Origin of the sequence: Hydrogenobaculum sp., from assembly GCF_049967395.1 — a bacterium.
Lineage (GTDB): Bacteria > Aquificota > Aquificia > Aquificales > Aquificaceae > Hydrogenobaculum.
This window is the reverse complement of the sequence record NZ_JBMFST010000110.1, coordinates 1-1,426: the sequence shown is the minus strand read 5'-3', so window position 1 is coordinate 1,426 and position 1,426 is coordinate 1. Positions and strand designations below refer to the sequence as shown.

Sequence of the window (1,426 nt, the reverse complement as noted above, 5' to 3'; positions counted from 1 at the left end):
ATTATATAAAAAAATTTTTATATATACAATGATTTTAAGCATAGAATTTTTAGTTTTTTAATGGTAGAATTTGCTTTATATAGGAGATGGCGTTCTCCTTTAACCGCCCACCTCAAAATGGGCTGATAACGCCTACAAGCTATATTAGTAGGAGGTTTTATGAACTATCTTGCGGTGCTTGTAGGCGGTGGCATTGGAGCTTTGATAAGATATATCTTTGCAAGTTTTGTCCAAAAACATGTACCAAACTTTCCTTTAGGTACTTTTCTAATAAATGTTTCTGGAGCTTTTGCCATAGGCTTTTTAAGCGTTTATTTGGTAGAAACCCTGAACACGCCACCAAGCGTAAGGCTTCTTTTGATAACAGGAGTACTTGGTGGTTACACAACGTTTTCTACTTTTACGTTGGAAGGTTTTGGACTCTTGGCAGAGGGTCAGTATCTAAAAGCTTTATATTACATATTAGGAACAAATATTTTAGGGTTTTTGTTTGTTTGGCTTGGTAGGATAATAGGAGAACGCCTATGAAAGGATATCTTTTAAAAATTATAGTGGAGTTTAATACAAGATATAAAGGCAAACCGCTTTTTGAGTATATAGCTGACGTTTGCTTAGAAAGCAATATATCAGGCTTAAGCGTATTTAAAGCTGTAGAAGGATACGGAAAATCTAAAAAGATTCATGAGCATGGCATTTTTTCAAAAAATGAACCTATATCTATAGAAATAGTTGACTCCAAAGAAAATATAGAAAATATACTTCCTATTTTAGAAGATATTTTAAAAGAGTTAAACACTGGACTTATAACACTTGAAGAGGTAGAGATAATAAGATGAAAAGGCTTAGTATATACGTTAAAGAAAATGATAAGATAGAAAATGAAAATATTGTTGACTACATTTTTAGGCTTTTAAAATCGTTAGGTATATCTGGAGCTACAGTTTTTAAAACTATATACTCTTACGGACCTTCAAAAAATATTTCAAATATTTTTATAGAAATGGAATCTTATAATATGGGTATTAGAATAGATACAGTAGATGAAGATAATAAGATATGCGAAGTAATAGATAGGTTAAAAGATAAAAATATACTTATGATAATAGCTGATTGCTTGGTGATATATAAAGATGGAAAAAGCGATTGAAAAATCTATAGAGTATGTGGAATCTAAACTATGTAGCGATGGTGGGTATTCGTTTTATAGGCATCCGTATCTGGAAGAGTCAAATACTTATGATACTTATTATGCTATAAGAACGCTTGTGGCATTTGATAAGGGTATATCCAATAAAACTATTCAGTATATTATAAACTCGTTTTTGAATGCTGATACTGTTGAAAAACATTATTATTCTATTAGATGCCTTGAACTTTTAAAAGAAGATCCTAGAGTATATAAAGCAAGTATTGAATTACATTTTAA

3 protein-coding genes, 1 pseudogene and 1 riboswitch are annotated in these 1,426 nt (G+C 30.6%); all 4 genes and pseudogenes read left to right on the top strand.

Annotated features, from left to right (window positions below; translation table 11 throughout):
• The first annotated feature begins 73 nt into the window (after positions 1 to 73).
• Positions 74 to 142: riboswitch (Fluoride riboswitch) on the top strand.
• Positions 143 to 159: 17 nt separating this feature from the next.
• The gene (gene crcB / locus ACP5S8_RS08380; RefSeq protein WP_461872579.1) at positions 160 to 528 is read left to right on the top strand and encodes a fluoride efflux transporter CrcB; all 369 of its coding nucleotides are present in this window, start codon (positions 160 to 162) and stop codon (positions 526 to 528) included.
• Complete coding sequence (locus ACP5S8_RS08375) at positions 525 to 836, top strand: DUF190 domain-containing protein (protein WP_461876482.1); 312 nt, start codon at positions 525 to 527, stop codon at positions 834 to 836. The genes crcB and ACP5S8_RS08375 overlap by 4 nt, the downstream gene beginning before the upstream one ends.
• Complete coding sequence (locus tag ACP5S8_RS08370; protein WP_461876481.1) at positions 833 to 1,147, top strand: DUF190 domain-containing protein; 315 nt, start codon at positions 833 to 835, stop codon at positions 1,145 to 1,147. The genes ACP5S8_RS08375 and ACP5S8_RS08370 overlap by 4 nt, the downstream gene beginning before the upstream one ends.
• Positions 1,131 to 1,426: pseudogene (locus ACP5S8_RS08365) on the top strand (prenyltransferase/squalene oxidase repeat-containing protein); the annotation flags it as partial. The gene ACP5S8_RS08370 and the pseudogene ACP5S8_RS08365, both read left to right, overlap by 17 nt.